This window comes from Bacillus xiamenensis (assembly GCF_001857925.1).
Lineage (GTDB): Bacteria > Bacillota > Bacilli > Bacillales > Bacillaceae > Bacillus > Bacillus xiamenensis.
On sequence record NZ_CP017786.1, the window covers coordinates 985711 to 1007103 of the forward strand.

Consider the following 21393-nt stretch of genomic DNA (forward strand, 5'->3'; position numbering starts at 1 on the left):
TTGTCACCTCACAGTTCTTTCGTGCAGCCGGTCTTCAAATAAAAAGGTAGTGTGTATACCAGAAGCTTTGAACCGGTCTACAAGCTGTTTTTCTTTTGTCGTTAATCGGTCAACAGCTCTCTTCACTAAAAGAACAGTGATGTTCTTTCTGTTTCGATTGCCTAGAAGACTCGCAGCCAGCTCTTCCTGCAGCTGACCCGTCACAACATATTTCCCGGTGTGCTGGTACTCACTCGCTGTTAATGATTGATAATCGGGTGCGCGAGAAGGCTGATGCTGCACCCTTGTTAAATAATAGAGCATGTCCTGTAAATGCAGATCTCCTTGATCCACTCGAAATGACTGCTGATCTCCAAGTGGGACAAGGCCTGCTGGCACGCCTTTTTTCACAGCCGTTTGAAGAACAGAAGCGGCAATAGACACAACCGTCTCAAAAGCGGCTTTATCTGTAAAATCAGCAAACACCACAAGGTCCTTTGTCTGATTCTGTTCAAACTCCTTTGTCATCAGCTGACCTCTTCTAGCCGTTGTCTTCCAGTCCACCCAAGCAAACCGGTCTCCTTGCTGGTATTCCCGCACACCTGTTGTTACATTGGTCGGTTCATTTAACCAGGAGTGCACCGCTTTGCCTCCATTTTCATTCACCGATTCAGCAGATTCAACTGGAATATCCAGCATTTTTGGATAGACAAGCAGCTTTTGCTCTAACGGGAGGATCACTTCTTTTTCAACAAACCCAAACATATCACCTGTTTTGATTCTAACCGCAGTTAATTGATGCTCTCCCCGTTTGATATCATTCAATTGATAAGAAACTCGCCACGTTTTTCGAAACCATGGAAACAGCATTCGCTTCATTTCAACCTGTTCCTGCAAATGAAAGGTGTCCGGCGGATTATCCTCAAGGATGACGTACACGTACGGAAATGGATTCGTCCGCTTGATTTCAAGGTCAACAGACAGCACATCCCCTGCCCTCAACCGGGTATGCTGCAATGTCCTTTTGGCTGTCGCGCGAAGCGGAACAAGCGCAAACAGAAGCGAATACAAAGCATATGGCAAAAATGCATAAAAAAGGAACCAACTCACAAAGCCACCCTGAAACATCGCGTAGCAAAAGGCAGCCGCAGTGAGGAGAAGAAGCATAAAAACCCGTAACCATAGTGAAAAAGCGAAGCGGTCACGTGACTTCATTGAGTGATCGACTTCTGAACTGGCACGCCAATGTGCTCAAGCACCTGTCGTAGCAGTGTCTCCGCCTTCTTCCCTTCATATGTTGCTTCTGATGTCAAAATCATACGGTGCGCAAATGTGTAAGGCGCCAAATACTGTACATCATCTGGAATCACATAATCACGCCTGTTCAACAGCGCATACGCCTGAGCCGCTTTCATCAGTGCAATCGACCCCCTTGGGCTCACGCCTAAATAGACGGAAGGATGATTCCTCGTTGCTTGAGCAATTTCGACAATATATTCCTTAATGGATGCATCCACATGTACGGTCTGAACAGCTTGCTGCAAAGCATGAATATGATCCTTTGTCATGACGGCTTGGAGCGTGTCAATCGGGGATTGCTTCTCCTGCAAATTGAGCACCTCCAGCTCCTCTAGCATGGTCGGATACCCCATCTGCAGTTTGAATAAAAACCGGTCCATTTGCGCTTCTGGGAGCGGATAGGTTCCTTCATATTCCACTGGATTTTGAGTAGCCATGACAAAGAAAGGATCTGCAAGCGGCATCGTTTCTCCGTCCACGGTGACACTGCCCTCCTCCATCGCTTCAAGAAGCGCTGATTGTGTTTTAGGAGAGGTACGGTTAATCTCATCAGCCAAAATAATCTGTCCCATAATCGGCCCTTGTCTAAATTCAAACTCATTGGTCTTTTTATTATAAATCGATACACCTGTTACATCTGAAGGCAAAAGGTCAGGAGTGAATTGAATTCGTTTAAAATCACAGCCAATTGATTTTGCCAAAGCACGAACCATCATCGTTTTCCCAACGCCAGGCACATCCTCTAATAACACATGTCCCTTCGCCAAAATCGCAACAAGGCTTAATATCGTAATGTCTTTTTTCCCAACCATGACTTTATTGATGTTATCTACGATTTTTTGTAAATCTGAATGCATCGGTTCATCAAATGCCATCCTGATCCTCCTATCACGTTTCCGTCAATTTTCATATAGTCTAACTTTACCATACAACGCGCATCTGTATAAAACATCAGTACATAGAAAAGGAAAAGAAGCCTTCTCACGATGGAAAAGACTTCTTCTCTTCATTTGATACATTTGCTGGCTCCATATGAACATGAGAATGTAAAATATCATGTTCCGTTTTCATTCTTCGTTCGATTTCATCTGCAATATCATGGCTTTCAGCAATGTTCAAATGCGGTTCTACCTCTACTACTACATCCACATGGACCGTACTTCCAAGATAACGAGCCTTTATATCTTTCAAATCGCCTACTCCTGGTGTCGACTCAATGGTCTCTTTATACTTTGACATATCTTTTATATGGAAACCGTCCGTTAACGAATGAGAGGCATCTCTGAAAATCTCCCAAGCCGTCTTACAAATAATTAAACCAATCACAAACGCAGCAAGCGTATCAATCCATGCCAGCTGAAATTGTGAGGCGATGATCCCTACAAACGTCCCGATACTCACATAGGCATCGGATTTATTATCAGCAGCTGCCGCATAAAGAGCCTGGCTATTGATCCGTTTAGATAGATTCCTGTTATAAATATACACAGCATACATGACAACAGCACTTCCTGCTGCCGTCCAAGCCGCGACCATATCAGGCGTTTGATGTTCGGATGAGAAAAGCGACTGGCCTGCACTCAGCAAAACCTGAAGCCCGACAAGCATCATAATAAAGGAAGCCACAAGCGACGCAATATTTTCAGCTCTAAAATGACCGTATGGATGATCTTCATCAGGCGGCTTCTGAGAAATACGCAGCCCAATTAATACCGCAAGCGAGGCAATGATATCTGTCGTATTATTTAAGCCATCCGCCGAAAGGGCTTCTGAATGAAACACATACCCTATGATGAGTTTGACAGCAGATAAGATCACATAGGCAATAATGCTGACCCAAGCACCTGTTTCACCTTGTCTTAATTCGTTATAGCGCTCCATATCGAACAGCGCCTCCTCACACATAACTTTTTCTATTATTTATCTTACAAAGCAAAGCCCGTGTGGGTCTACAGCAACATGATTCGCTTGCGTCAGCAAAATAGGATACATAGAAATGTGTTGACTTAAGCAAACTTATTTTTATAAGGTCAATTGACCTCAAGACCTACTCCCATCAGCATTTTTCCCATTCACTCCGAAACGTGAAAAAGAACAAAATTTCTCTATCGTTAAATTGTCAGAATAATTTTATTTTAAGACACAACTTTTTTTCTCCTATCTTATGCTAATTTTAAGAATGAGTAGAGAAAAAAGAGGGAACATAATCTCTCAAATCTTTTATACTTTTTAACATCATGTTAATAGGTTTGAAATGTCAGTTTGATAACCTGTCCAATGCTGAATGGCAATTCAGTATGATAAAATTTAAAATATTCTAAAAACAAATTCTCTATTAAAAGAGAAGTGTTTGGAGGTAAAGAAATGTCCAACATGACAAACGGTCTTCAAAAAAACCTTAAGACAAGACATATTTCGATGATCTCCATTGCCGGGGTCATTGGGGCAGGGCTATTTGTTGGTAGCGGCGCTGTCATCCATTCTGCAGGTCCTGGATCCATTCTTTCCTATTCATTTGCCGGACTTCTGGTCATCTTTATTATGAGAATGCTTGGAGAAATGGCATGTGCCTATCCGACAAGCGGTTCTTTCTCAAAATATGCGAGCGATGCCATCGGCCCATGGGCTGGCTTTACAATCGGCTGGCTTTACTGGTTCTTCTGGGTCATCGTCATTGCCATCGAAGCCATTGCGGGTGCTTCCATTATTCAATATTGGTATGGAGATGCACCTGTTTGGCTCACAAGTCTTATCCTCACAATCCTCTTAACATTGACAAATATCTTTTCTGTTAAATCTTTTGGCGAATTTGAATATTGGTTTTCATTAATTAAAGTCGTCAGCATTATTCTATTTCTACTCATTGGTTTTGCATTTATCTTTGGTTTTGGCGGTCATCATACTTCAGGTCTTGCCAATTTAACAGCGAACGGCGGGTTCCTTCCAAATGGATTCGGCTCTGTGCTGCTCGGGATCGTTGTCGTCATCTTTTCCTTCATGGGAACCGAGATTGTGGCAATTGCGGCTGGTGAATCAGCAGACCCTGTCAAATCTGTTACAACAGCTACTCGTTCTGTTGTATGGCGTATTATTGTTTTCTACGTCGGATCAATCGCTGTCGTGGTTACCTTACTCCCATGGAATTCGGCAAGTATTTTAACAAGTCCATTCGTTGCGGTATTAGATTACATTGGCGTCCCATCAGCCGCTCAAGTCATGAACGTTATCGTTTTAACAGCCGTACTTTCTTGTTTAAACTCTGGCTTGTACACAACGTCCAGAATGCTTTATTCATTAGCAGAAAGAGGCGAAGCGCCGAAACGTTTCATGAAAATCAGCAAAAGCGGTGTCCCTGTAGCGGCTACAGTCGCAGGTACCTTCTTTTCCTACATTGCCGTTATGATGAACTACTTTTATCCTGAAACCATCTTTCTATTCCTAGTCAATGCATCTGGTGCCATTGCACTTCTTGTTTACTTGGTCATTGCCGTTTCACAATTAAGAATGCGTCGTAAAATGGAAAAAGAAAATCCAGAACAGCTCAAAATCAAAATGTGGCTGTTCCCATACCTCACGTACTTTACCATTTTGGTCATTTGCGCCATCTTGGCCTCTATGCTGTTTATTGAATCGATGAGGCCGCAGCTCATATTGACATGTATCATTACCGTTAGTGTACTAGCTGCCTACTTCATCTTTAAACCGAATAAAAAGATGCCTGCAAGTGCGGCGCTTGAAAATAAACACCCTTAATTCTCCCGCTGAAAAGCGGGTTTTTTTAATTTATTCACCTATTTTGATATCCGCACTTATAATGTATCAAATTGAATGTAAGTGAGGATTAATCAACATGAACCTAGAAAAATTTGTTGACGAGCTTCCAATTCCAGAAGTTGCAGAGCCCGTCAAAAAGAACCCAAGACAAACGTATTATGAAATCGCCATGAAGGAAGTGTTCTTAAAAGTTCATAGAGACCTGCCCCCAACCAAGCTATGGACCTACAATGGCAGCCTGCCTGGTCCGACCATTAAAGCGAGTCGAAATGAAAAGGTCAAAGTGAAATGGATGAACAAATTGCCGCTGAAACACTTTCTGCCTGTCGATCACACCATTCACCCCGGGCATCATGATGAACCAGAAGTCAAAACAGTCGTTCATCTGCATGGCGGGGTCACACCAGCAAGCAGCGATGGTTACCCAGAGGCTTGGTTTTCACGAGACTTTGAAGCGACCGGGCCTTTCTTTGAACGGCAGATTTACGAATACCCTAACCATCAGCAAGCATGCACATTGTGGTATCACGATCACGCGATGGCATTGACGCGCTTAAATGTGTATGCAGGCTTAGCTGGATTTTACTTGATCTCAGATTCATTTGAAAAGTCGCTGGAATTACCGAAAGATGAGTATGATATTCCATTAATGATCATGGACCGTACATTTCAGGAAGATGGAGCATTGTTTTATCCAAGCAGACCAAACAACACACCAGAAGACAGTGACCTTCCAGACCCCTCCATCGTGCCCTTTTTTTGCGGGGAAACGATTTTGGTCAATGGAAAGGTGTGGCCGTATTTAGAAGTTGAACCACGAAAATACCGTTTTCGGATATTAAATGCATCCAATACAAGAACTTATGAGCTGCATCTAGACAACGATGCCACGATCTTACAAATTGGATCTGATGGCGGCTTTTTGCCAAGACCGGTTCATCACCAATCCTTTAGCATTGCACCTGCTGAACGTTTTGATGTCATCATTGATTTTTCAGCTCATGAAAACAAAACGATCATTTTAAAAAATAAAGCAGGCTGCGGTCAGGAAGTAAATCCAGAAACAGATGCGAACGTTATGCAATTTAAAGTCACACGTCCGCTAAAAGGAAGAGCACCTAAAACATTACGTCCGATTTTCAAACCACTTCCATCGCTTCGACCGAGCCGGGCAGATAAAGAACGTACACTAACACTTAGCGGCACACAGGATAAATATGGCCGCCCAATTTTATTGCTAGATAACCAATTTTGGAATGATCCTGTCACGGAAAATCCGCGACTTGGCAGTGTAGAGGTTTGGTCTATTGTCAATCCAACAAGGGGTACACATCCTATTCATTTACACCTTGTTCAATTCAGAGTGATTGATAGAAGGCCATTTGATACAGACATCTATCAATCGACAGGCGAAATTGTGTACACAGGACCGAATGAAGCGCCTCCTTTGCATGAACAAGGCTACAAGGACACCATTCAATCGCATGCCGGTGAAGTCATTCGAATCATCGCCAGGTTTGTCCCATATAGCGGCCGCTATGTGTGGCATTGTCATATTTTAGAACACGAGGATTATGACATGATGCGGCCGATGGATATCATTCAGTAATAACCATCATCGTTTCACAAACTATATGCAATTTCGTTTGACATAGATTATCATGAAAAGGCTAACTGACATGAATTCATTAGCCTTTTTTCCTTTTGGCGGTCGATCTATTTGGAAATTGAATAATAAACTTAATGAATGGTTTCTCCGAACATTTAACACTAAAAAAATAGCGTAGCAAACCGATAATACTACTATATACCCATTACCTCTATCAAAAGGCACTGAAGAAACAATACACGAACAAATAGAAAATCGTCATAAAAAACGGAGGAGTTCAATTTGAATGAAGAAAAAGAGACTTGCCAGGTCAATCGAGAAACAGTGGCAGGAAACATAGAGAAGCTTTCAACTCATGAAAACGAGAGCATTCGATCAAACATTGAACAACTAACAATTGAACTCGGTGAACAAAAAGAATTCAATCACTTCATATTGGATGAAAAACAAAAGGCCATCAGCACACTATCTGCTCTGATTACAAAAGGCGATTGTGGTGAAGAGTTAAAAGCTCATTTTGCACAAGCATTACATATCGGGCTCTCTGTTATAGAGATTATGGAGTTGATTAAGCACTGTACAAAGGTTGCAGGATTCCCTCATTCCATTAATGCCTTGTTTATTTTTCAAAACTTACTAGATGAAAACATAAAATAAATAAGAGAAAACGAGAAGTCATCTGTCCTCTCGTTTTTTTATTTCTACTTATCTTAATCTCTTTCGTTGATTCTGTCACAACAGCAAAATATGAAAATACCACTCATTTCCTTGCTTAAAAAATGATTTTCATTTCAACAATCCTTATCTTTCACCGACATATCCCACGACAAAATAAAAAAACGTCCAGTTATATGACATAACTGAACGCACCTTTTATCGATTGACAGTAAAGTTGTTAACAATCCCGCCATCTTTCTCCCAAGCAGCTTCTACTGTTTTCTTCTTGAGGTCGTATTCATAAATGGTTCTAACCTTCGCCTTCCGGCCGGTGTCATCCTTTAATTCCTTTGCGTTCTTTGCAGCACCTAAGAAATAAATCGATGTCCCATCCGAAGAAAATTGCGGCTGTGCAGCACTTAAAATATGCACATCCTTGCTGTTTTTAACGAGTGTCTTCGTTTTTCCCGTATCTACATCAAGCATCTTAATAGAGGATACTTCTTTTTCGTTTCGAACCTTCAATTCTGTATAAACCAGCTTCTTGTGATCTGGTGAAAATGAAATATCATTAATTGTTTGAGAGATGCGCGCAATGTTTTTCCCCTTCTCACCTGCTTGAAGGGTAATCTTCATGGTCGTTGGCTCAGGGTCCATTCCTTTTTCATTCGCTTCATCAGTCTTCTTATAATCTTCTTTTAACGAATAATGCTGAATGGCCAAAAGATTTGATGCTGGATCGTAGGCAAAAGAGCTCACCGTATCATCATCACTTTTTTTAGGATATAACACTTTCACTTTGTGTTTTTTCAAATCAAAAGATGCTACATAAAATTGCTCACCTGAAGCCTTATTATACCTTAGATATAACTGCTTTCCGTCGCCAGACAGCCTCATACTGTCAATTGAATCTTCACTCGTAAAGAGCGTTTTTTCTTTATCGGTTTTTACATTCAGTTCTCGGATACTCACCTTTTGCGTGTCTTCATCCGTATACGTATAGTATAAAGTCTGTTTCGCCCGATCATAAGCAATCGAAGGATATGCTGTGAGTTTCTCCGTATGAAGTGCCTTGTCGTGCAGGTAATATGTGTTATTTAACTGTTGATCTGTAAATGAAACAAGCAATTCGTCTTTTGCATCTTGATTTATTTTCACTTTTCCTGCATGTTTCGCCTCTTGACCCGGCTTCATTATGAAGAAAATGACGGCCGCAATCACTGCGAGTCCAATGACCGTGATGATCCACCATGTTGATTTTTTCATTGACTTTCAGACCCTCTCTACAACAAAAGAAGCCAGAAAATGAACTTTTCCCGCTTCTTTGCATGCCTATGTATTAATAAGTGTAATGCCCTTTGACGACACCTTTACTTGTTGAATACCCAAGTGCTTTGAATGCTTTCGGACTTACGTCTAATACTGCGTTTGGCATTCTACCTACATCATATTTATATACTGTAATCACTTTATGTGGTTTCGCTTTTGTTGTCACTCTTAGTTTTGTACCTTTTTTCGGTACGTCAAATCCCATTTTCGTTGCTGCATCCCAATGACCGAGTTTTTTTCCATCTGCGCCTTTTTTGCCGACACCATTATACCAAGTAATATTGCCGCTTACTTTTTTTGCACTTGCTCCATGTGAGAAACTAAACGCTAAAAATAAACTAGCTACTGTTACGATTGTCGCGATAAGCTTTTTATTCATTAAAAAATCCTCCGTATTTGGTTTCTGCACTTATTATACATGAAGATGCACCCAGTTATTTTACAGTCACATTACAATTCGAATACAAGTTAACCACTTTATGACCGATTTTCAACATAAATACCACCAAAAACAGCCAGAACTTTGTAAGTCAGACCTGTTTTTCATTTTATATTATATAAGTGAATGAACTATAAGGAGGAATTATCATGAAAAAATGGATCACGATGTTCAGTCTGAGCTTAGCGTTTGTTTTAATGCTTTCAAGTCTGCCTGCCTCAGCGGCTGGCCCCCGTCACGGTGCGATTGTGACACAAACGGATGAAGCGAAATGGTCAGGTATCTCTGCTGATATTGTACTGCCGAAAACAGCAACCATTAAAAATGGCTATGCTGACTGGTATCTCGGTCTCGGCTCTGCCGTTATTGAAAGCGGGATTTCAAAAACATCTTCTGGCTATAAGGTCTTTTTGGGCAGCGGCTCCCAAGGCGGCAGTCAATATTGGAACAGCGAATACGATTCAAGTATTAAAGATGGTGCACGTGTCAACTTAAAGCTCATCAACAATGGTGATGGCACAGTGTCACTATATGTCAACGGGAAACTGCGTTATAAACAGCCTGTTTTCAATCCTAGTCGTCTGAAAGACCTCGATGTCGTCAAAATGGTACATGGGGTTCAGGATGATGGGACAAACAGCTACTCACAAGCAAGCTTCTCTAATGTACAGCTTCGTGCAAATACATCTGGAAGTGTCTATAAAAAATGGGACGGCACCGTCAAATCATCTCTTTTACGTAAAAATCTAGAGTCAGGTGCTGCGGCTCCAGCATTCACAGTCATTTCTTCCATTCCACTTAGTACAACCCTTTCAGCACAATAAGAAAAAAGCGCCCATCCTTGGGTGCTTTTGATTGTTCACAGCTTGTCAACATTCTTTTTTAATCAAAACAACGTTTCGTGGTAACATAAGCATACATACTTCGAAGAAAAAAGGAGAAAGAACGTGAGAAAAAGTCTACTTATTTTCTTGAGTCTAGTTGCAAGCTTCTCTATTTTAGCTGCGTGCTCAAATACAACAAAAGAAAAAACATCAGAATCTGTAGCACTTCCGACGATTAATGAACGCATTCAAAATGAAACGAAAGAAGTAATGGAACAGTCTAAACTCATTAAAGACACAGCGATTACCGTTGATCAAAAGAAAAAAGTCATTTCCCTAAACGTGACGGCCTCATATGATACCAACAGTGATTACGCTGAAGTCATCGGATTAAACTTTGCCAAAACGCTAGCCATTGGAGCATCCACTGAAAAAGAAAACAACCTGCATAAGCCGGAAAATGACAGCCTTGGTGCCCTCTACTCCTTTTATGACCTGGATATCACCGTAAAACAGGAAAACGGCAAGGTGCTGGCAAAAGGAAAGAAAACGACAAATGAAACAAAGATCACCTGGGAGAGAGCCCAGTAATTGGACACAAAAAAGCTTGTAGAGAGCCGCTCTACAAGCTTCTTTTATTGTTCATTCCGTTCAAATCTTCTCTCATTATATGAATCAGTGTATCGATACCCGAGTGAGACCTAGATGCTAATCGCACCAACAAATGATCAATATACTCATACAAATGACGATCTCTCAAAATATACTCCCCATAAAACGGAATAACAAAGAAATAGAGCAAATCAGCAAATTCAAGTGCAACGTCATCTTCATCTTCATCCTCTAGCGCCTCTCCAACACATTGAATCAACCAATCCACATCTGCTTTCTTCTCAATCGGAACATACATCAATTGATGAATACAGTCCGTATCCTTCGTTTGCAGCAGCTGCTCCGCCGCTTCCTTTGATAAAGCACCAATTTCTTTAGAAGATATATTAAGAACCGCTAGTTCATTCTCTGATCTGTCTTGATCCATTTGCAGCACATTTTGGTCCATCTCGACTCACTCCCCGTTCTCAGATACTTTTATTATAAGGAATTCGTCTGATTTTTTATGGAAATGGTGGATTTTTTTATGTAATTTTAAACAAAAAGAGCATCCAACAATTGATGTTCAACTTCAATTCTAAAAAAACATCGCGCTTGATTTGAATCTATGTGTATTAGTAGATTGAAGGGTGAGAGAGTGAAGTTGAAACAGCCATAGATCAAGGAATAATGGTTGAAATGATTCTTGTAGACGGGCTTGGAATCTTTTCTGCGCAGCTGACCTTTTTACACATGACTTAAGCGGCACCAGTTGCAGAAGCAGCGAAACCCACTCCCTTTGTGGAAGTGGGTTTCAGCGCTTTTTTGATCCAAACAATCCAAACACGATGACGAATACAAGAATAATCGCCACCCAAGTCGTCAATCCCATATGTTCACCGCTTTTCTCTTTAAAAGTCTTTTATTCTAACGCCTGAAAAGAGGTGAGGATTTCGATTTCATTTGTTCTTATATTTTTCCATCATTCATTAGAAATCAAATTTGCCGTAAGTGACCAATACGTGACCAGTAAAAAAACAAAACAAAAACCCCTATATTTCAAGGGGTTTTCGGGGGGTGTTACATCATTCCACCCATGCATTGCCTAGTTATATGTGTTTTTATGAACTTATATAAAGTGAAGTGGAAAATTACCTAAAGATGATTTAATACGATCGCTTTTACATCCCTATATTCATTTATACAGCTTTCGGCATCAAAAATGGCATCAAAAAAGCCATCCATAAGGACGGCCGGGATGAGGATGATATGATACAAATTTAATTATTTTTTTAGATATTCTGGATGTAAAGGCAATTTAAAAAGCCCTTCCGTTTGGAGGGGCTTTTTCATTTTTTTATATTCCTATTCCCTTACTTAACATTCGTTTTTGGATGTTAGTTAGAGTCGATACCTCTAATAATTCAGGGCTCTCCATAAGGACTTCTGCAATTTTTTTTCTAATATTATCTTGTTTTTCAACAAGAGCTCTCTTTAGGGTTCCCCAATTTGGTTGGCCATTTTCTGTTTCTATTTCAAAAAATCGGTCATCAGCATTGCCAGCATGAAATAAAGTGTCAAAAAGTATTCTCCCATGTATATTTTCGAATGAAATATTACGGTTTAATTCAGGTTTTAATTCGTGGAGTGACTCTTGAGCTTGAATCAATACACAGAAAGAATAATCATCCCTCTTTAATTCAATTGTTTTTAGAATACTCATTTTTACTCCTACCTTTCTTAAACACATTATACTCTAATTCACACGAAAATATTCGTCAATTAAATCTAATGCAGTTTTAATGGTGTTTTGCCAAGATTGTTCACTAGCCATTCTGGTTGTATCATTTTTCTGATCATAAGAATCCCAATGAAAAAAAACATCTCTATTATTTTTATAATATCCATAAAGTTTATTCAAGTATTTTATTTTTTGCTTTGAACCTACTTTATCATTATATGCTGTCTTTAAGCAATAAGTTCGTTTTATATTAGTTTTTTCTTCAAAAGCTTTACGGAAAGAATCACCTGAATTAATGTTATGTTTGTCCAACACGTATTTCAAAAATCCTTCCATACCTCGGAATGCAGGGAATACCAAATATGTATAATCATACATATCTCCTTGCAGCTCTAGATTTAAAACAGCCTGTTTTAAAGTATTCTCAAGTTTATCTGAAAGCAAAACATTTTTATTTGGAATTAAAGACTGATAACTGTACTCAACAGTTTTCTTATCAACATCTATATTATGGTAGCTCGTTAAAACTTCATGTGCTTGCTCTGGATTAACAAGTTCAAGTACATAAGTTTGAGTGACTGAAAAAATTGTTTCGGGTTTACCTTGTAACATTAATTTATTCTTTGTTTTATAATAAATAATAGTGAGTTTTTCTTTACCTTTTTGCAAGACCCATGTAATACTATTCTTCTCTTCCTTGTCATTAACGATTATATTCTCTATATCTTCTTCCACAATAGAAAGAACTAGCTTAAATTCCTCTAAATCAATGTGTTCTACGACAAGATAATTATCTCCTGTTTTAGGCTGTTGATTATTATTTAATGCTTTTTTAGCTAAAGAATCGACTAAATCATTATATTTATTATTTGAATGCCCTTTAACCCATTCAAATGTGATATTTATTTTCTCTTTTTTCGCATCAATAAACTCTTTGTATTCCTGAGCGACAAAGGTTTTAGCTTTCCATTCTTCTTTAGCCCATTTCGCAATACCTTCGTAGTCATGGTAAATATGAATATTATCAAATTTCAATTCAATTGCTTTTTCAATAGCAACCATCGTTCCCCATAACTCACCAGCCACATTCCTTGACACAAGGGCATTTTCCCTATTATCACTATTACAATCTTTATACTCTTCGCCATCAGGTAAAATTAATACAAGACCGTAGGAATATCTTTTTAATTCATCTTTGTAACTACCATCAACATATGCTATAACAGTGTTCTCTTCATCAAGTTGAATGCCTTCTTTTGAAGACACAGTTGCTGATGATTGCTTTTCACATTGCAAATATACCTCTGCTTCCTCCTTGCTGAGAAAGCTTTTATATTCAGCTTGACTGTACCCATTTACAGCACTCTTACACTCTTCCCAATTATAGAAAATACCTGTTACATGTCCTTTTCTAACTGCGTATACTTTTGTTTTTTTAGCCATATCCATTCCCCTTATTAAAGTTATCTAAACCAATATATCATTAATAAAAGGAAAAATGGTGATCAATTCCATAATTTTTTTATTTTTTCACAACAAGTGATTATTAGGACTTATATAAATAACATTTCAACCCATTCTAACCGCTCGTTTTTCCATCATAGGGTCGGTATTTCTTCCGCCCTTCTTCTAAATCTTTTTTCAGTTGCTCAACATCTGATTTTAAGAATAAAACAGTTTTACCCACTTTTTTTATCGGGCTTACTCGACCGTCAGTATGCAATTTACTCATGCGCTGCTTGTTAACATTTAAAATTTCCTGTGCTTCAGCTGAGGTGAGGACCTCATTTTTCATGAAGTCCTCAACTTGCTGCCGGTTCTTCAAATGATATTCCATGTTATTTTCTCCTTACATCTTTGATGATTACAAAAAGCGTTGCAAGTATTAAAGCGGCCATGAATACCGTTGTGAAAGTGTTTGTCCATATTGAACGAGTTACAATTGAAGCTGCGCTCAAGAGGATCATAAAGAAGATCAATTGTTTTTGGTTCATATTATATGCTAGAGTGGTTATAATTATATTGAGAAGCGAGCGATTAACTCGCTTCCCTAGTGTTAGTCCTTCTTATTATCTTTGTTTGCGTCGTGTGATTGTTGGGCAATCCACGCTATAGATGCAACGTAAAAGATGATTTGAAGGACTTTTATCATGTTGTCTAGCATTTCCTCACCTCCTATATTTATTATACTATAACTATAGACAAAAGTCTATAGTTTGGGTAAAAAAAGACCTCCCTTTTAGAGAGGTTTTTCCGCTTTCATTTCAATGATTTTTCAATGGCCTTCTTTGTTTTCGGCCCATAAATGCCGTCTGCCGTTAGACCATTCATTAATTGAAATCGTTTGACTGCATCCGCTGTTTTCAGTCCATAATAGCCGTCAACACCGTGGTTTTTTGCTCCCTTTTCAGGATAGAAGAAAAGAGCGGATAGAGCTTCCTGTACGGCTTTTACGCCTGCCCCCTTAGTAAGAGGTTTCGTAACTTTTAAAATGCCAGATGGCAGGTTGTATGTCTTTTTAGAAGTGTTTGTTTTAGGCTTAGATGTACTTTTTGATGGTGATGATTTAATAGGCGATGTCTTGATTGGTTTTGCAGAAACTTTATTTGATAGTAATGACACCAAGACAGGACGCTTACCTGCTTGAAGCTGTGATAAAGTCAAACCGCCCATCATTTCAAGATGTGGGTAGTCCTTAAAACTCTTCCAGTCTCCACCCCACGAAAAACCTAGTGATTTTCCGATTTGCGCTACTCGGCGCCATTTCTCGTTAACTGTCCAAAGCGCTTTTTTTCCATCCTCACTTAACAGAACGTAATCAATCGCTAAACCATAGTTGTGATTTGATTGACCACCTTTGGCATTGGTGACAATTTTCCCAGGAGCGGTTCGGCCTTGAGCGTAAAGTTTGTTTTGTTCTGCAAACGAACGGTAGCCAGAAGTAATCTGTACATAGATACCTTCTTTGTATGCTTGCTTGATCATTTCAATTGCGCTTTCTTTTACAACACTGTTAATGCCAGCACCCATATTCCTAATCGAACGATCTATAAGAGTTTGCAATCCAATTTTTTCAGCCATGTTCATTCTCCTCTGTATTCTTTTTTTTAAAACAAAAAAGCCGCCTAATGGCAGCCGTTTATTTTGAGAGGCCTTTTTGTTTCAGAATTTCTTTTTGTTTTTTTCCTTTTTCGGTAACATAGTTATTTTTAAACCATGCGATAATTGTTGTTATAAGCAAAAATGCCGTTGATCCAGCCAAATATAATGAATCAGCAAGGGTTGTTACCTGATCATCTGTAATTGGTAATACCGGTTTTCCAAACATCACAAGCGTTTGATTAATAAAAGCAATTAAAAGAAGCACTGTACGGATCACAGTGCCTTTGTCGAAGTTTTTCATATTAAATTCCTCTTTTCTTTTATTTTTGAAGCATTGTATAAACAAGAGCGATCCCGCCGCCAATTACACCAGTGCAAACAGCGGTTATAATCGCACCAGTAATAGTACGCTTAATCCATGTGGTGTTTTCTTCAATTTTGTTAAGCTGATTGTTCAAACTTATAATTTGCTGATCATGCTTGTCTTGACCTCTTTCAAGTACAGAAACACGTTGTTCCAAAGCTTTTTGACTGGTTTTTAATTCAGACACATCTTTTTGTATAATGTTCACATCATTAACCTCCGTCATCCCTGACATGAGTTAGCCCCCCTAGTCCTATTTCAAGTTCCTCACCTCCTTAAAGAAGGTAAAATAAAAACGCCTATTCAGCGTTTGTTTGATATTCTTCTTTTGTTATTTCTTTATATTGTTCCGGCGTTATCTTCCCAAAACGTACAAATTTTGCAACGTCTTTTTCTTTATAACAGGTCCACTGATAGAACAATGAAATACTACGGAACCAATCCAATTAAATTACCCCCTTTTCAGTCAGTAACATAACAAGTTCTGCTGTTGTTTTTGATTGTTCTTCTGCTCTCTTTTCTGTCTCTGCCAGTTGCTGGAGCAAATCAGCATTTTGCTGTTTTAACAGCTCAATATCTGACGGTGGACCTGGATCAGGCTGCAAACTATCAATGTATTCTTTAGATGCCGCCTCGAACCATTCTTCTTTTTTGGGATCATACTTTGCAATAAATAGCCCATCTGGCGGCTGTTTATCTGTATAGCCTTTAGGTATTGCTTCTCCGTTATCTACATCTACTAAAATATCTTTGCCTGCTTGCCAAATGTAATTATCATCATATTTATACACCCAGATCATACTCGCACCTCCCATGCTTACTTTGCTTTAAAACGGAATCCAAACGTAATAAATTCATTAGGATTTACCGTATTAGAACAAGATTGAACGCAAACTCGACCGTCAGTACCTATATAGGTTCGGTGATATTGTGGTACACCCGGTGTTCCCAAACTGGATGCTACTCCAATAAAGTGCATGGATTGCAATGGTAAATATCCATCAAGCAGTGTAAATGCCTCGACATCATTACCTATCACCCCACCAGTAATAGATCCAATGATCTCCACCACGCCAAAAGCATCTTTTGTGTAGCGTAACGTGTGTGGAAATCCATCTGATGATACATATTGCTTCCACCCTTTTGACAATGAAGGTGTTTTCCAAGTGGCCACAGCATCTCCGTCAGTTATGAGACGTTTCCAACCTCGAAAAACACCGTTTGTATGGACCGTTGCATGCCACATTGTATTTTTAAAGCTGGCTGTTGCTAGAATCATTTTACGGCCTGACCCGCCGTCTCTTATATCGTAGTAAAACCAACCTGTATCAGTCGGGTCAGGATTGTTTAAAAGACGGTTGTTAATTCCATAATATAAGCCAGGTGGGAGCGTTAATAAATCCGTTCCGTCAGGTATCAGTTTTGCTAACCCATTATCCTGCGTGAGCTTGTATAACTGACCATTGTTCCACTTAGATTTTTCGACTTCGGATGTGTGTAATATTTTATCAGTAGCATGACTATCAAAATCTGCCTTTGAAGCTTGCTTAATGTTATCGACATTACCTAACCCGACCTGTGATTTAGTGACAGCATGGGGGTTATTTTTGGCGTTAGAATGTGCCGCTATATCATTCGATAAAACCTTTAAACCTGCTGTAACTTCAGTTGTTGCTGCTGCTTTACTTTGCAACTCGTTTAAAGCCTCATAGGTGCCATTCATGTACCAGTTGAACCAATCGGCAGGCGGATGGTCCATTGGTTTAAATCCCTCACTAATTTTACTTTGTGGAGGCTTTTGACCTGCGTTGTCCCATTGTGGTATTTCTTTTGTAAAAGCCATGCTTTCCCTCCTTATTAGATTGGTAGTGGATAATCATCCTCTGGTTCAAAGATGCCACCTAATGTGCCACCGTCTGTTCCATCAGATGAAAACCCGAATTGGCTTGTCTCGATTTCATCAGGAATAGATGAAAAACTGAAAGTTCCATTAAGATTGATATAAGCAACTCGGACACCAGCAGCAACTGTTTTTTGCACAATAGATGAAAATTGCGTGGCGGACATTCCTACTTTATTAAGTGCTTCAAGTGGTGCCTTTTTCACAATGATTGCAGCTGGTTCATCTTCATTATCTTCTTTCACAGTGTAGATATTTATCTCTTCATAAGCACAATTCAAAGTCTTCGCAAGAGCTTCTATAATACGGTTTGTTGTTCCATCAGAGATGTTCCGTGCTACTTTACCACGGATCAGAACCCTATAAATTTCATCTGTGGCTCTGCCTCTATTTTGAGCAACGTTATCACCTATTAAATCAAGACCATGACCTTTTGCATTATCTATATCACGCCATTTTTCTGCGGTAGTCAGCGTCTTCCTCACTGCGGTCAGTTGTTCATCTACAATTAAAAAAAGCTTTCCGATATTGCTTTTCTCATCTTTCTGAAAAGCATCGGTCAGCTTATTGATTAAGTCCTTTATCATACATGTACCACCTCGATTTCCGAGAAAAGAACTTGTGCCACTTGTTTAGGCTCAATCTCTATGTTCGATTGTCCGAGAGTATCACGAGTTTTCCCAATCTTGATCACAACATCATCAACACCAGCCACTTGATACACAGCATTATATAGTTGAGACAAGATAACATCGTCGCCCATTTGAGATCCAGTGAATGAAGACCCCGATTCGTCCACACCACCAATTTTATATACAACATTATTCTTGATCAGATCCTCCCCATCTATGGGGAATGATGCATTTGTCTTTAATTCAAGGCGGACATAGATTTTCACCTCTTGAGCGAAATCAAAATTGACTGTATGATCAATTCCGCTTAAATCAGTAATGACAACAGATTGATTACCTACTGTTTCTATGCCTGCCGCTACACTATTAAAAAGTGAATCAGCCACATCTTCTTTTATACCTCCAAGTACATAAGCATGAATACTTTTAGGTGGGTTCCCGTCAGCATCTACTTCCATTGTGTTATTCATCACCACATTAGCTGAACGGACCCCGGATGTTTTTATCAGTGCTGCAATGATCCCGCTGTGCGTGGATGCTGAACTACCTTCCACGGACCTCTTAATTCGTGCACGATATTCTGAATCTATTTCAATATCGGAACCACCGGCGGCCGCTTCGGGATTGGTCACAGACGTGATATTTTCCGTTGGTTCAGCTTGCACAGTTATCGTATCAGCTGCCACATTGTTCATTGCGCCTTTATCGACTGATATGACATCAACTAAAACTTTTCCATTAGTATCAATTGTTGCTTCTTCAAGCACTTCAAAATATATGTCTGATTCCGTTGCAAACTGGGTTTCTTCTTCAATGATGTGACCCGGTTCACCTTCAATTTCAAGCGTCGCATATGATTCACTTGCCGGCTCTCTTGTAATTCCATTGTTATTGCCTAATCTATCAAGCTGCACCCCCTCAGACTTACTAACGAAGCCGCTGTTATATACTTTTTCAGCGATGTCCCAAACACCTGCAAGGAACCATGCAATGATCCTAAAAATAATTCCAAGAGGAGTCCGACTTGATGTATTTACATCCTCCCCGAACTGTTCCTTTGCCTTATCTTCCATTTCGTCTACAATGTCTGAATATGTTTTTCGCTGGAAACCATTTTCATTCAACAACATCAACACCACCTAACTGTAACTCTTGGCCGTCTTCTTCTTTGATCAATTTTAGTTTGATACGACTGGAGCGTGCTTTTCGATCAAATTGAAATTCTATATCTTCTACTGTGGCAATACGTTCTTCTTGAGCTATTGCCTCAATGATGTCATATTGCGCTTCTTCTTCATCGAGGTTTTTTCCAAGAAGGTTTTCACGATCGACACCTAAAAACTCATCTAGTTCAAACTCTCCTAAACTTGTTTTCAAGATCATTTCTACAGCTTGTGCCAGCTCTTCTTCGCCTTCGACCATTTCTAGTTCTCCATCTTTTAAAATAAGATCACCATTAACCAGTTTTAAAGTTTTCATCCGTCATACACCCCAATCACTACAGCATCTGTTATATCGTGTGTACGGGTACTATCAGGATCAAAAGGTTTGTTTGTTAAATTATCAAGCGCCCTATCTGCAAATGATAGAAATACCATAGCCCCAACCTTTATATCTGGCTCGACATGCTTTAACACAAGGGCGTCTTGTATCAATGGTTGTTCATATAAAGTGTCGTCGTCAGCCGTCATAAAGAGCGGTTTTACATCTGCCGTATGACTGGCAGCATCATAAGAAACGACCCTACCAGGAGCGCAAACATGAATCGAGTGCTTGATGCCTTTTATAAGATTATCGAAAAAATTCGTATCTGCTGCCATTAGATCACATCCGCTTCTGTGTAAAAATCGTTTCCGTCAAAAACATGCTTACCTTTTTTAACACGATACTTTCCGTTGGCTGTTTTGCTCTTTATGATAATAATTGAAGCGGTGGTTATGCGGTGTTGCAATAAGCATTTAACCGAGTACCCTTTAAGCTTTTCATCCTCAAACGCTTCAGGAGAGTCAAGCAAACCTGTTGATTCTTTTAACTCAAACCGCTCATCGTCCCCCTCTGTGATCGACCTGATAACAAGACGACCACGCCTGTAATACAAGGAAGCACCACAATCATGCACAACTTCTTCTAATTTCTTCTCGATACTGCCTGTGACTGTGTACCCTTTCTTATATACCTTGTTTCTAGGCAAAGACAGCTTCGCAAGTTTTATATCAAGAATGCGGATTAAACGATTTATAATTGTGCGGGCCGTGGTTCCTTTTTTAAACGTGATTTTCATGGATTGTTTTCTGTATTTCGCCTCACGGACTGTTTTGTATTTGATTGTTCGTGTGCTTTTGCGGACAGATGTCTTACCCGACTTCAATTTGACCACTTTTTTTGTTTCAACCTTCAATGGTTTCTTCAGCTTGTACCGCTTGTTGGCATAATATTTCACAGGAGCATCAGCGGTATTTTGATCAACCTTAATATGAGAGTAATCGTCTCCTTCTTTCATGAAAATTGAAGTGATTTTATCGACCCCTGTACGCCGTGTCAGTACCTTAGTAACCTTTCCGATGGCTAATACCCCAAAGTCGCTTTTATACCCCGCCTGAACGGTCATAGTAGCACCTTTTTTGATTTTATTGATCGTGCTACTACTTAGATTGAAAATCTCAACCTTTGTTTCATTTGGCTTTGCATCATCATCAAAGGGAACTTCAAAGCGAACTTCTAAGTCTTTATAATCAAAGGTCCCTTTATAAGAACCGCTATCAATCGTCACTTTAACAATACGACCGAATAACAATTTGTTATTATTCGTCGCCATCTTCTTCACCTTCCTCGCCAACATCGTCAATATACAGAAACACAGTTTTCATGAAGTTTTCTGATGAAAGCCGAGTTTCTGTATTTGATTCGTCTAACGGTACTAACGAAGGAGCTGGCAAACGATCATCTATAATGTCATCCCACAATGGCACATTTAAAATCATTTTTTCACCTAGTACGATTGGCTCCATGTCCATGTCATACAGGTCGATGGAATAGCTGTCATCAGTTTCGTTATAGTTGATTTGAAAAACAAAAGTGCTGTCAGCTAAGTCGATCTCAAACTGCTGCGGAATGTCTTCTATATCAATCGGAATATAGTCTCTCGTTGCCATT

Annotated in this window: 26 protein-coding genes and 1 pseudogene; 5 read left to right on the forward strand and 22 right to left on the reverse strand. The window is 39.5% G+C overall.

Features of this window, described 5'->3' with window-relative positions; all coding sequences use genetic code 11:
- Nucleotides 1-3: 3 nt before the first annotated feature.
- From BK049_RS04925 to BK049_RS04935, 3 genes are all read right to left on the reverse strand, one after another.
- Entirely contained in the window at nt 4-1194 is a 1191-nt protein-coding gene (locus BK049_RS04925) for a DUF58 domain-containing protein (RefSeq protein WP_071167969.1), read from the reverse strand.
- Nucleotides 1191-2153, reverse strand: a complete 963-nt coding sequence (locus BK049_RS04930; RefSeq protein ID WP_071167970.1) for an AAA family ATPase — start codon at nt 2151-2153, stop codon at nt 1191-1193. The genes BK049_RS04925 and BK049_RS04930 overlap by 4 nt, the downstream gene beginning before the upstream one ends.
- A gap of 106 nt (nt 2154-2259) precedes the next feature.
- Nucleotides 2260-3159 carry a cation diffusion facilitator family transporter gene (locus BK049_RS04935; RefSeq protein ID WP_008355713.1) on the reverse strand — a complete coding sequence of 300 codons (900 nt, stop codon included), beginning with the start codon at nt 3157-3159 and terminating at the stop codon, nt 2260-2262.
- A gap of 483 nt (nt 3160-3642) precedes the next feature.
- On the opposite strand from BK049_RS04935, the gene gabP reads away from it, so the two are divergent.
- The 3 genes from gabP (at nt 3643) to BK049_RS04950 (ending at nt 7318) form a co-directional block, all read left to right on the forward strand.
- Complete coding sequence (gene gabP, locus BK049_RS04940; protein WP_008355711.1) at nt 3643-5031, forward strand: GABA permease; 1389 nt, start codon at nt 3643-3645, stop codon at nt 5029-5031.
- 97 nt (nt 5032-5128) lie between these two features.
- Entirely contained in the window at nt 5129-6661 is a 1533-nt protein-coding gene (locus BK049_RS04945; RefSeq protein WP_071167971.1) for a multicopper oxidase family protein, read from the forward strand.
- A 282-nt stretch (nt 6662-6943) separates the two neighbouring features.
- Nucleotides 6944-7318 carry a carboxymuconolactone decarboxylase family protein gene (locus tag BK049_RS04950; RefSeq protein ID WP_008355707.1) on the forward strand — a complete coding sequence of 125 codons (375 nt, stop codon included), beginning with the start codon at nt 6944-6946 and terminating at the stop codon, nt 7316-7318.
- A gap of 216 nt (nt 7319-7534) precedes the next feature.
- Here BK049_RS04950 and BK049_RS04955 read toward each other — a convergent pair whose 3' ends face one another.
- Nucleotides 7535-8584 (reverse strand): hypothetical protein, encoded by a 1050-nt coding sequence (locus tag BK049_RS04955; protein WP_071167972.1) that lies wholly within the window; start codon nt 8582-8584, stop codon nt 7535-7537.
- A 73-nt stretch (nt 8585-8657) separates the two neighbouring features.
- Nucleotides 8658-9026, reverse strand: a complete 369-nt coding sequence (locus BK049_RS04960) for an RlpA-like double-psi beta-barrel domain-containing protein (RefSeq protein WP_008344356.1) — start codon at nt 9024-9026, stop codon at nt 8658-8660.
- A 209-nt stretch (nt 9027-9235) separates the two neighbouring features.
- Here BK049_RS04960 and BK049_RS04965 point away from each other — a divergent pair, with 209 nt between their 5' ends.
- Both BK049_RS04965 and BK049_RS04970 read left to right on the forward strand, forming a co-directional pair.
- A complete protein-coding gene (locus tag BK049_RS04965) occupies nt 9236-9910 on the forward strand; it encodes a hypothetical protein (RefSeq protein ID WP_071167973.1) in 675 nt (224 codons plus the stop codon).
- 123 nt (nt 9911-10033) lie between these two features.
- Nucleotides 10034-10501 carry a hypothetical protein gene (locus BK049_RS04970; protein ID WP_071167974.1) on the forward strand — a complete coding sequence of 156 codons (468 nt, stop codon included), beginning with the start codon at nt 10034-10036 and terminating at the stop codon, nt 10499-10501.
- 31 nt (nt 10502-10532) lie between these two features.
- On the opposite strand, the gene BK049_RS04975 is transcribed toward BK049_RS04970, so the two are convergent.
- From BK049_RS04975 to BK049_RS05045, 17 genes and pseudogenes are all read right to left on the reverse strand, one after another.
- Nucleotides 10533-10970: a hypothetical protein gene (locus tag BK049_RS04975; protein ID WP_008355699.1), complete on the reverse strand. Its 438-nt coding sequence runs from the start codon at nt 10968-10970 to the stop codon at nt 10533-10535.
- A gap of 888 nt (nt 10971-11858) precedes the next feature.
- Nucleotides 11859-12224, reverse strand: coding sequence for a type II toxin-antitoxin system RnlB family antitoxin (locus BK049_RS04980; protein ID WP_071167975.1), 366 nt, complete (start codon nt 12222-12224; stop codon nt 11859-11861).
- A gap of 33 nt (nt 12225-12257) precedes the next feature.
- Complete coding sequence (locus BK049_RS04985) at nt 12258-13685, reverse strand: ribonuclease H1 domain-containing protein (protein WP_071167976.1); 1428 nt, start codon at nt 13683-13685, stop codon at nt 12258-12260.
- A 136-nt stretch (nt 13686-13821) separates the two neighbouring features.
- Nucleotides 13822-14079, reverse strand: a complete 258-nt coding sequence (locus tag BK049_RS04990; protein WP_071167977.1) for a helix-turn-helix domain-containing protein — start codon at nt 14077-14079, stop codon at nt 13822-13824.
- A gap of 422 nt (nt 14080-14501) precedes the next feature.
- Nucleotides 14502-14918, reverse strand: a complete 417-nt coding sequence (locus BK049_RS20075) for a peptidoglycan-binding domain-containing protein (RefSeq protein ID WP_425304334.1) — start codon at nt 14916-14918, stop codon at nt 14502-14504.
- Nucleotides 14913-15209, reverse strand: a pseudogene (locus BK049_RS20080) (M15 family metallopeptidase); the annotation flags it as partial. The gene BK049_RS20075 and the pseudogene BK049_RS20080, both read right to left, overlap by 6 nt.
- A gap of 172 nt (nt 15210-15381) precedes the next feature.
- Nucleotides 15382-15645, reverse strand: coding sequence for a phage holin (locus BK049_RS05000; RefSeq protein ID WP_046526956.1), 264 nt, complete (start codon nt 15643-15645; stop codon nt 15382-15384).
- A gap of 19 nt (nt 15646-15664) precedes the next feature.
- The gene (locus BK049_RS05005) at nt 15665-15943 is read right to left on the reverse strand and encodes a hemolysin XhlA family protein (RefSeq protein ID WP_071167979.1); all 279 of its coding nucleotides are present in this window, start codon (nt 15941-15943) and stop codon (nt 15665-15667) included.
- A gap of 64 nt (nt 15944-16007) precedes the next feature.
- On the reverse strand, nt 16008-16154 hold the full coding sequence (locus BK049_RS18765; RefSeq protein ID WP_083381083.1) for an XkdX family protein: 147 nt from the start codon (nt 16152-16154) through the stop codon (nt 16008-16010).
- A complete protein-coding gene (locus tag BK049_RS05010; RefSeq protein WP_071167980.1) occupies nt 16155-16508 on the reverse strand; it encodes a hypothetical protein in 354 nt (117 codons plus the stop codon).
- Nucleotides 16509-16525: 17 nt separating this feature from the next.
- Entirely contained in the window at nt 16526-17551 is a 1026-nt protein-coding gene (locus BK049_RS19285) for a hypothetical protein (protein WP_244887367.1), read from the reverse strand.
- Nucleotides 17552-17565: 14 nt separating this feature from the next.
- On the reverse strand, nt 17566-18195 hold the full coding sequence (locus BK049_RS05020; protein WP_071167981.1) for a DUF2612 domain-containing protein: 630 nt from the start codon (nt 18193-18195) through the stop codon (nt 17566-17568).
- Nucleotides 18192-19370 carry a baseplate J/gp47 family protein gene (locus BK049_RS05025; RefSeq protein ID WP_244887368.1) on the reverse strand — a complete coding sequence of 393 codons (1179 nt, stop codon included), beginning with the start codon at nt 19368-19370 and terminating at the stop codon, nt 18192-18194. Before BK049_RS05025 ends, BK049_RS05020 begins: the two co-directional genes overlap by 4 nt.
- Nucleotides 19357-19719 carry a contractile injection system sheath initiator gene (locus BK049_RS05030; RefSeq protein WP_071167983.1) on the reverse strand — a complete coding sequence of 121 codons (363 nt, stop codon included), beginning with the start codon at nt 19717-19719 and terminating at the stop codon, nt 19357-19359. The genes BK049_RS05025 and BK049_RS05030 overlap by 14 nt, the downstream gene beginning before the upstream one ends.
- Nucleotides 19716-20060 (reverse strand): Gp138 family membrane-puncturing spike protein, encoded by a 345-nt coding sequence (locus tag BK049_RS05035; protein WP_008348688.1) that lies wholly within the window; start codon nt 20058-20060, stop codon nt 19716-19718. The genes BK049_RS05030 and BK049_RS05035 overlap by 4 nt, the downstream gene beginning before the upstream one ends.
- Complete coding sequence (locus BK049_RS05040) at nt 20060-21055, reverse strand: phage protein (protein ID WP_071167984.1); 996 nt, start codon at nt 21053-21055, stop codon at nt 20060-20062. The genes BK049_RS05035 and BK049_RS05040 overlap by 1 nt, the downstream gene beginning before the upstream one ends.
- Complete coding sequence (locus BK049_RS05045) at nt 21042-21392, reverse strand: phage baseplate plug family protein (protein ID WP_071167985.1); 351 nt, start codon at nt 21390-21392, stop codon at nt 21042-21044. Before BK049_RS05045 ends, BK049_RS05040 begins: the two co-directional genes overlap by 14 nt.
- Nucleotide 21393 lies beyond the last annotated feature (1 nt).

Bases quoted from the DNA above. Each gene is read 5' to 3' on its own strand.
- BK049_RS04925 (WP_071167969.1), bottom strand. From the start codon at position 1,194: ATGAAGTCACGTGACCGCTTCGCTTTTTCACTATGGTTACGGGTTTTT.
- BK049_RS04930 (WP_071167970.1), bottom strand. From the start codon at position 2,153: ATGGCATTTGATGAACCGATGCATTCAGATTTACAAAAAATCGTAGAT.
- BK049_RS04935 (WP_008355713.1), bottom strand. From the start codon at position 3,159: ATGGAGCGCTATAACGAATTAAGACAAGGTGAAACAGGTGCTTGGGTC.
- gabP (WP_008355711.1), top strand. From the start codon at position 3,643: ATGTCCAACATGACAAACGGTCTTCAAAAAAACCTTAAGACAAGACAT.
- BK049_RS04945 (WP_071167971.1), top strand. From the start codon at position 5,129: ATGAACCTAGAAAAATTTGTTGACGAGCTTCCAATTCCAGAAGTTGCA.
- BK049_RS04955 (WP_071167972.1), bottom strand. From the start codon at position 8,584: ATGAAAAAATCAACATGGTGGATCATCACGGTCATTGGACTCGCAGTG.
- BK049_RS04960 (WP_008344356.1), bottom strand. From the start codon at position 9,026: ATGAATAAAAAGCTTATCGCGACAATCGTAACAGTAGCTAGTTTATTT.
- BK049_RS04965 (WP_071167973.1), top strand. From the start codon at position 9,236: ATGAAAAAATGGATCACGATGTTCAGTCTGAGCTTAGCGTTTGTTTTA.
- BK049_RS04975 (WP_008355699.1), bottom strand. From the start codon at position 10,970: ATGGACCAAAATGTGCTGCAAATGGATCAAGACAGATCAGAGAATGAA.
- BK049_RS04980 (WP_071167975.1), bottom strand. From the start codon at position 12,224: ATGAGTATTCTAAAAACAATTGAATTAAAGAGGGATGATTATTCTTTC.
- BK049_RS04985 (WP_071167976.1), bottom strand. From the start codon at position 13,685: ATGGCTAAAAAAACAAAAGTATACGCAGTTAGAAAAGGACATGTAACA.
- BK049_RS04990 (WP_071167977.1), bottom strand. From the start codon at position 14,079: ATGGAATATCATTTGAAGAACCGGCAGCAAGTTGAGGACTTCATGAAA.
- BK049_RS20075 (WP_425304334.1), bottom strand. From the start codon at position 14,918: ATGATGGGCGGTTTGACTTTATCACAGCTTCAAGCAGGTAAGCGTCCT.
- BK049_RS05000 (WP_046526956.1), bottom strand. From the start codon at position 15,645: ATGAAAAACTTCGACAAAGGCACTGTGATCCGTACAGTGCTTCTTTTA.
- BK049_RS05005 (WP_071167979.1), bottom strand. From the start codon at position 15,943: ATGTCAGGGATGACGGAGGTTAATGATGTGAACATTATACAAAAAGAT.
- BK049_RS05010 (WP_071167980.1), bottom strand. From the start codon at position 16,508: ATGATCTGGGTGTATAAATATGATGATAATTACATTTGGCAAGCAGGC.
- BK049_RS19285 (WP_244887367.1), bottom strand. From the start codon at position 17,551: ATGGCTTTTACAAAAGAAATACCACAATGGGACAACGCAGGTCAAAAG.
- BK049_RS05020 (WP_071167981.1), bottom strand. From the start codon at position 18,195: ATGATAAAGGACTTAATCAATAAGCTGACCGATGCTTTTCAGAAAGAT.
- BK049_RS05025 (WP_244887368.1), bottom strand. From the start codon at position 19,370: ATGTTGTTGAATGAAAATGGTTTCCAGCGAAAAACATATTCAGACATT.
- BK049_RS05030 (WP_071167983.1), bottom strand. From the start codon at position 19,719: ATGAAAACTTTAAAACTGGTTAATGGTGATCTTATTTTAAAAGATGGA.
- BK049_RS05035 (WP_008348688.1), bottom strand. From the start codon at position 20,060: ATGGCAGCAGATACGAATTTTTTCGATAATCTTATAAAAGGCATCAAG.
- BK049_RS05040 (WP_071167984.1), bottom strand. From the start codon at position 21,055: ATGGCGACGAATAATAACAAATTGTTATTCGGTCGTATTGTTAAAGTG.
- BK049_RS05045 (WP_071167985.1), bottom strand. From the start codon at position 21,392: ATGGCAACGAGAGACTATATTCCGATTGATATAGAAGACATTCCGCAG.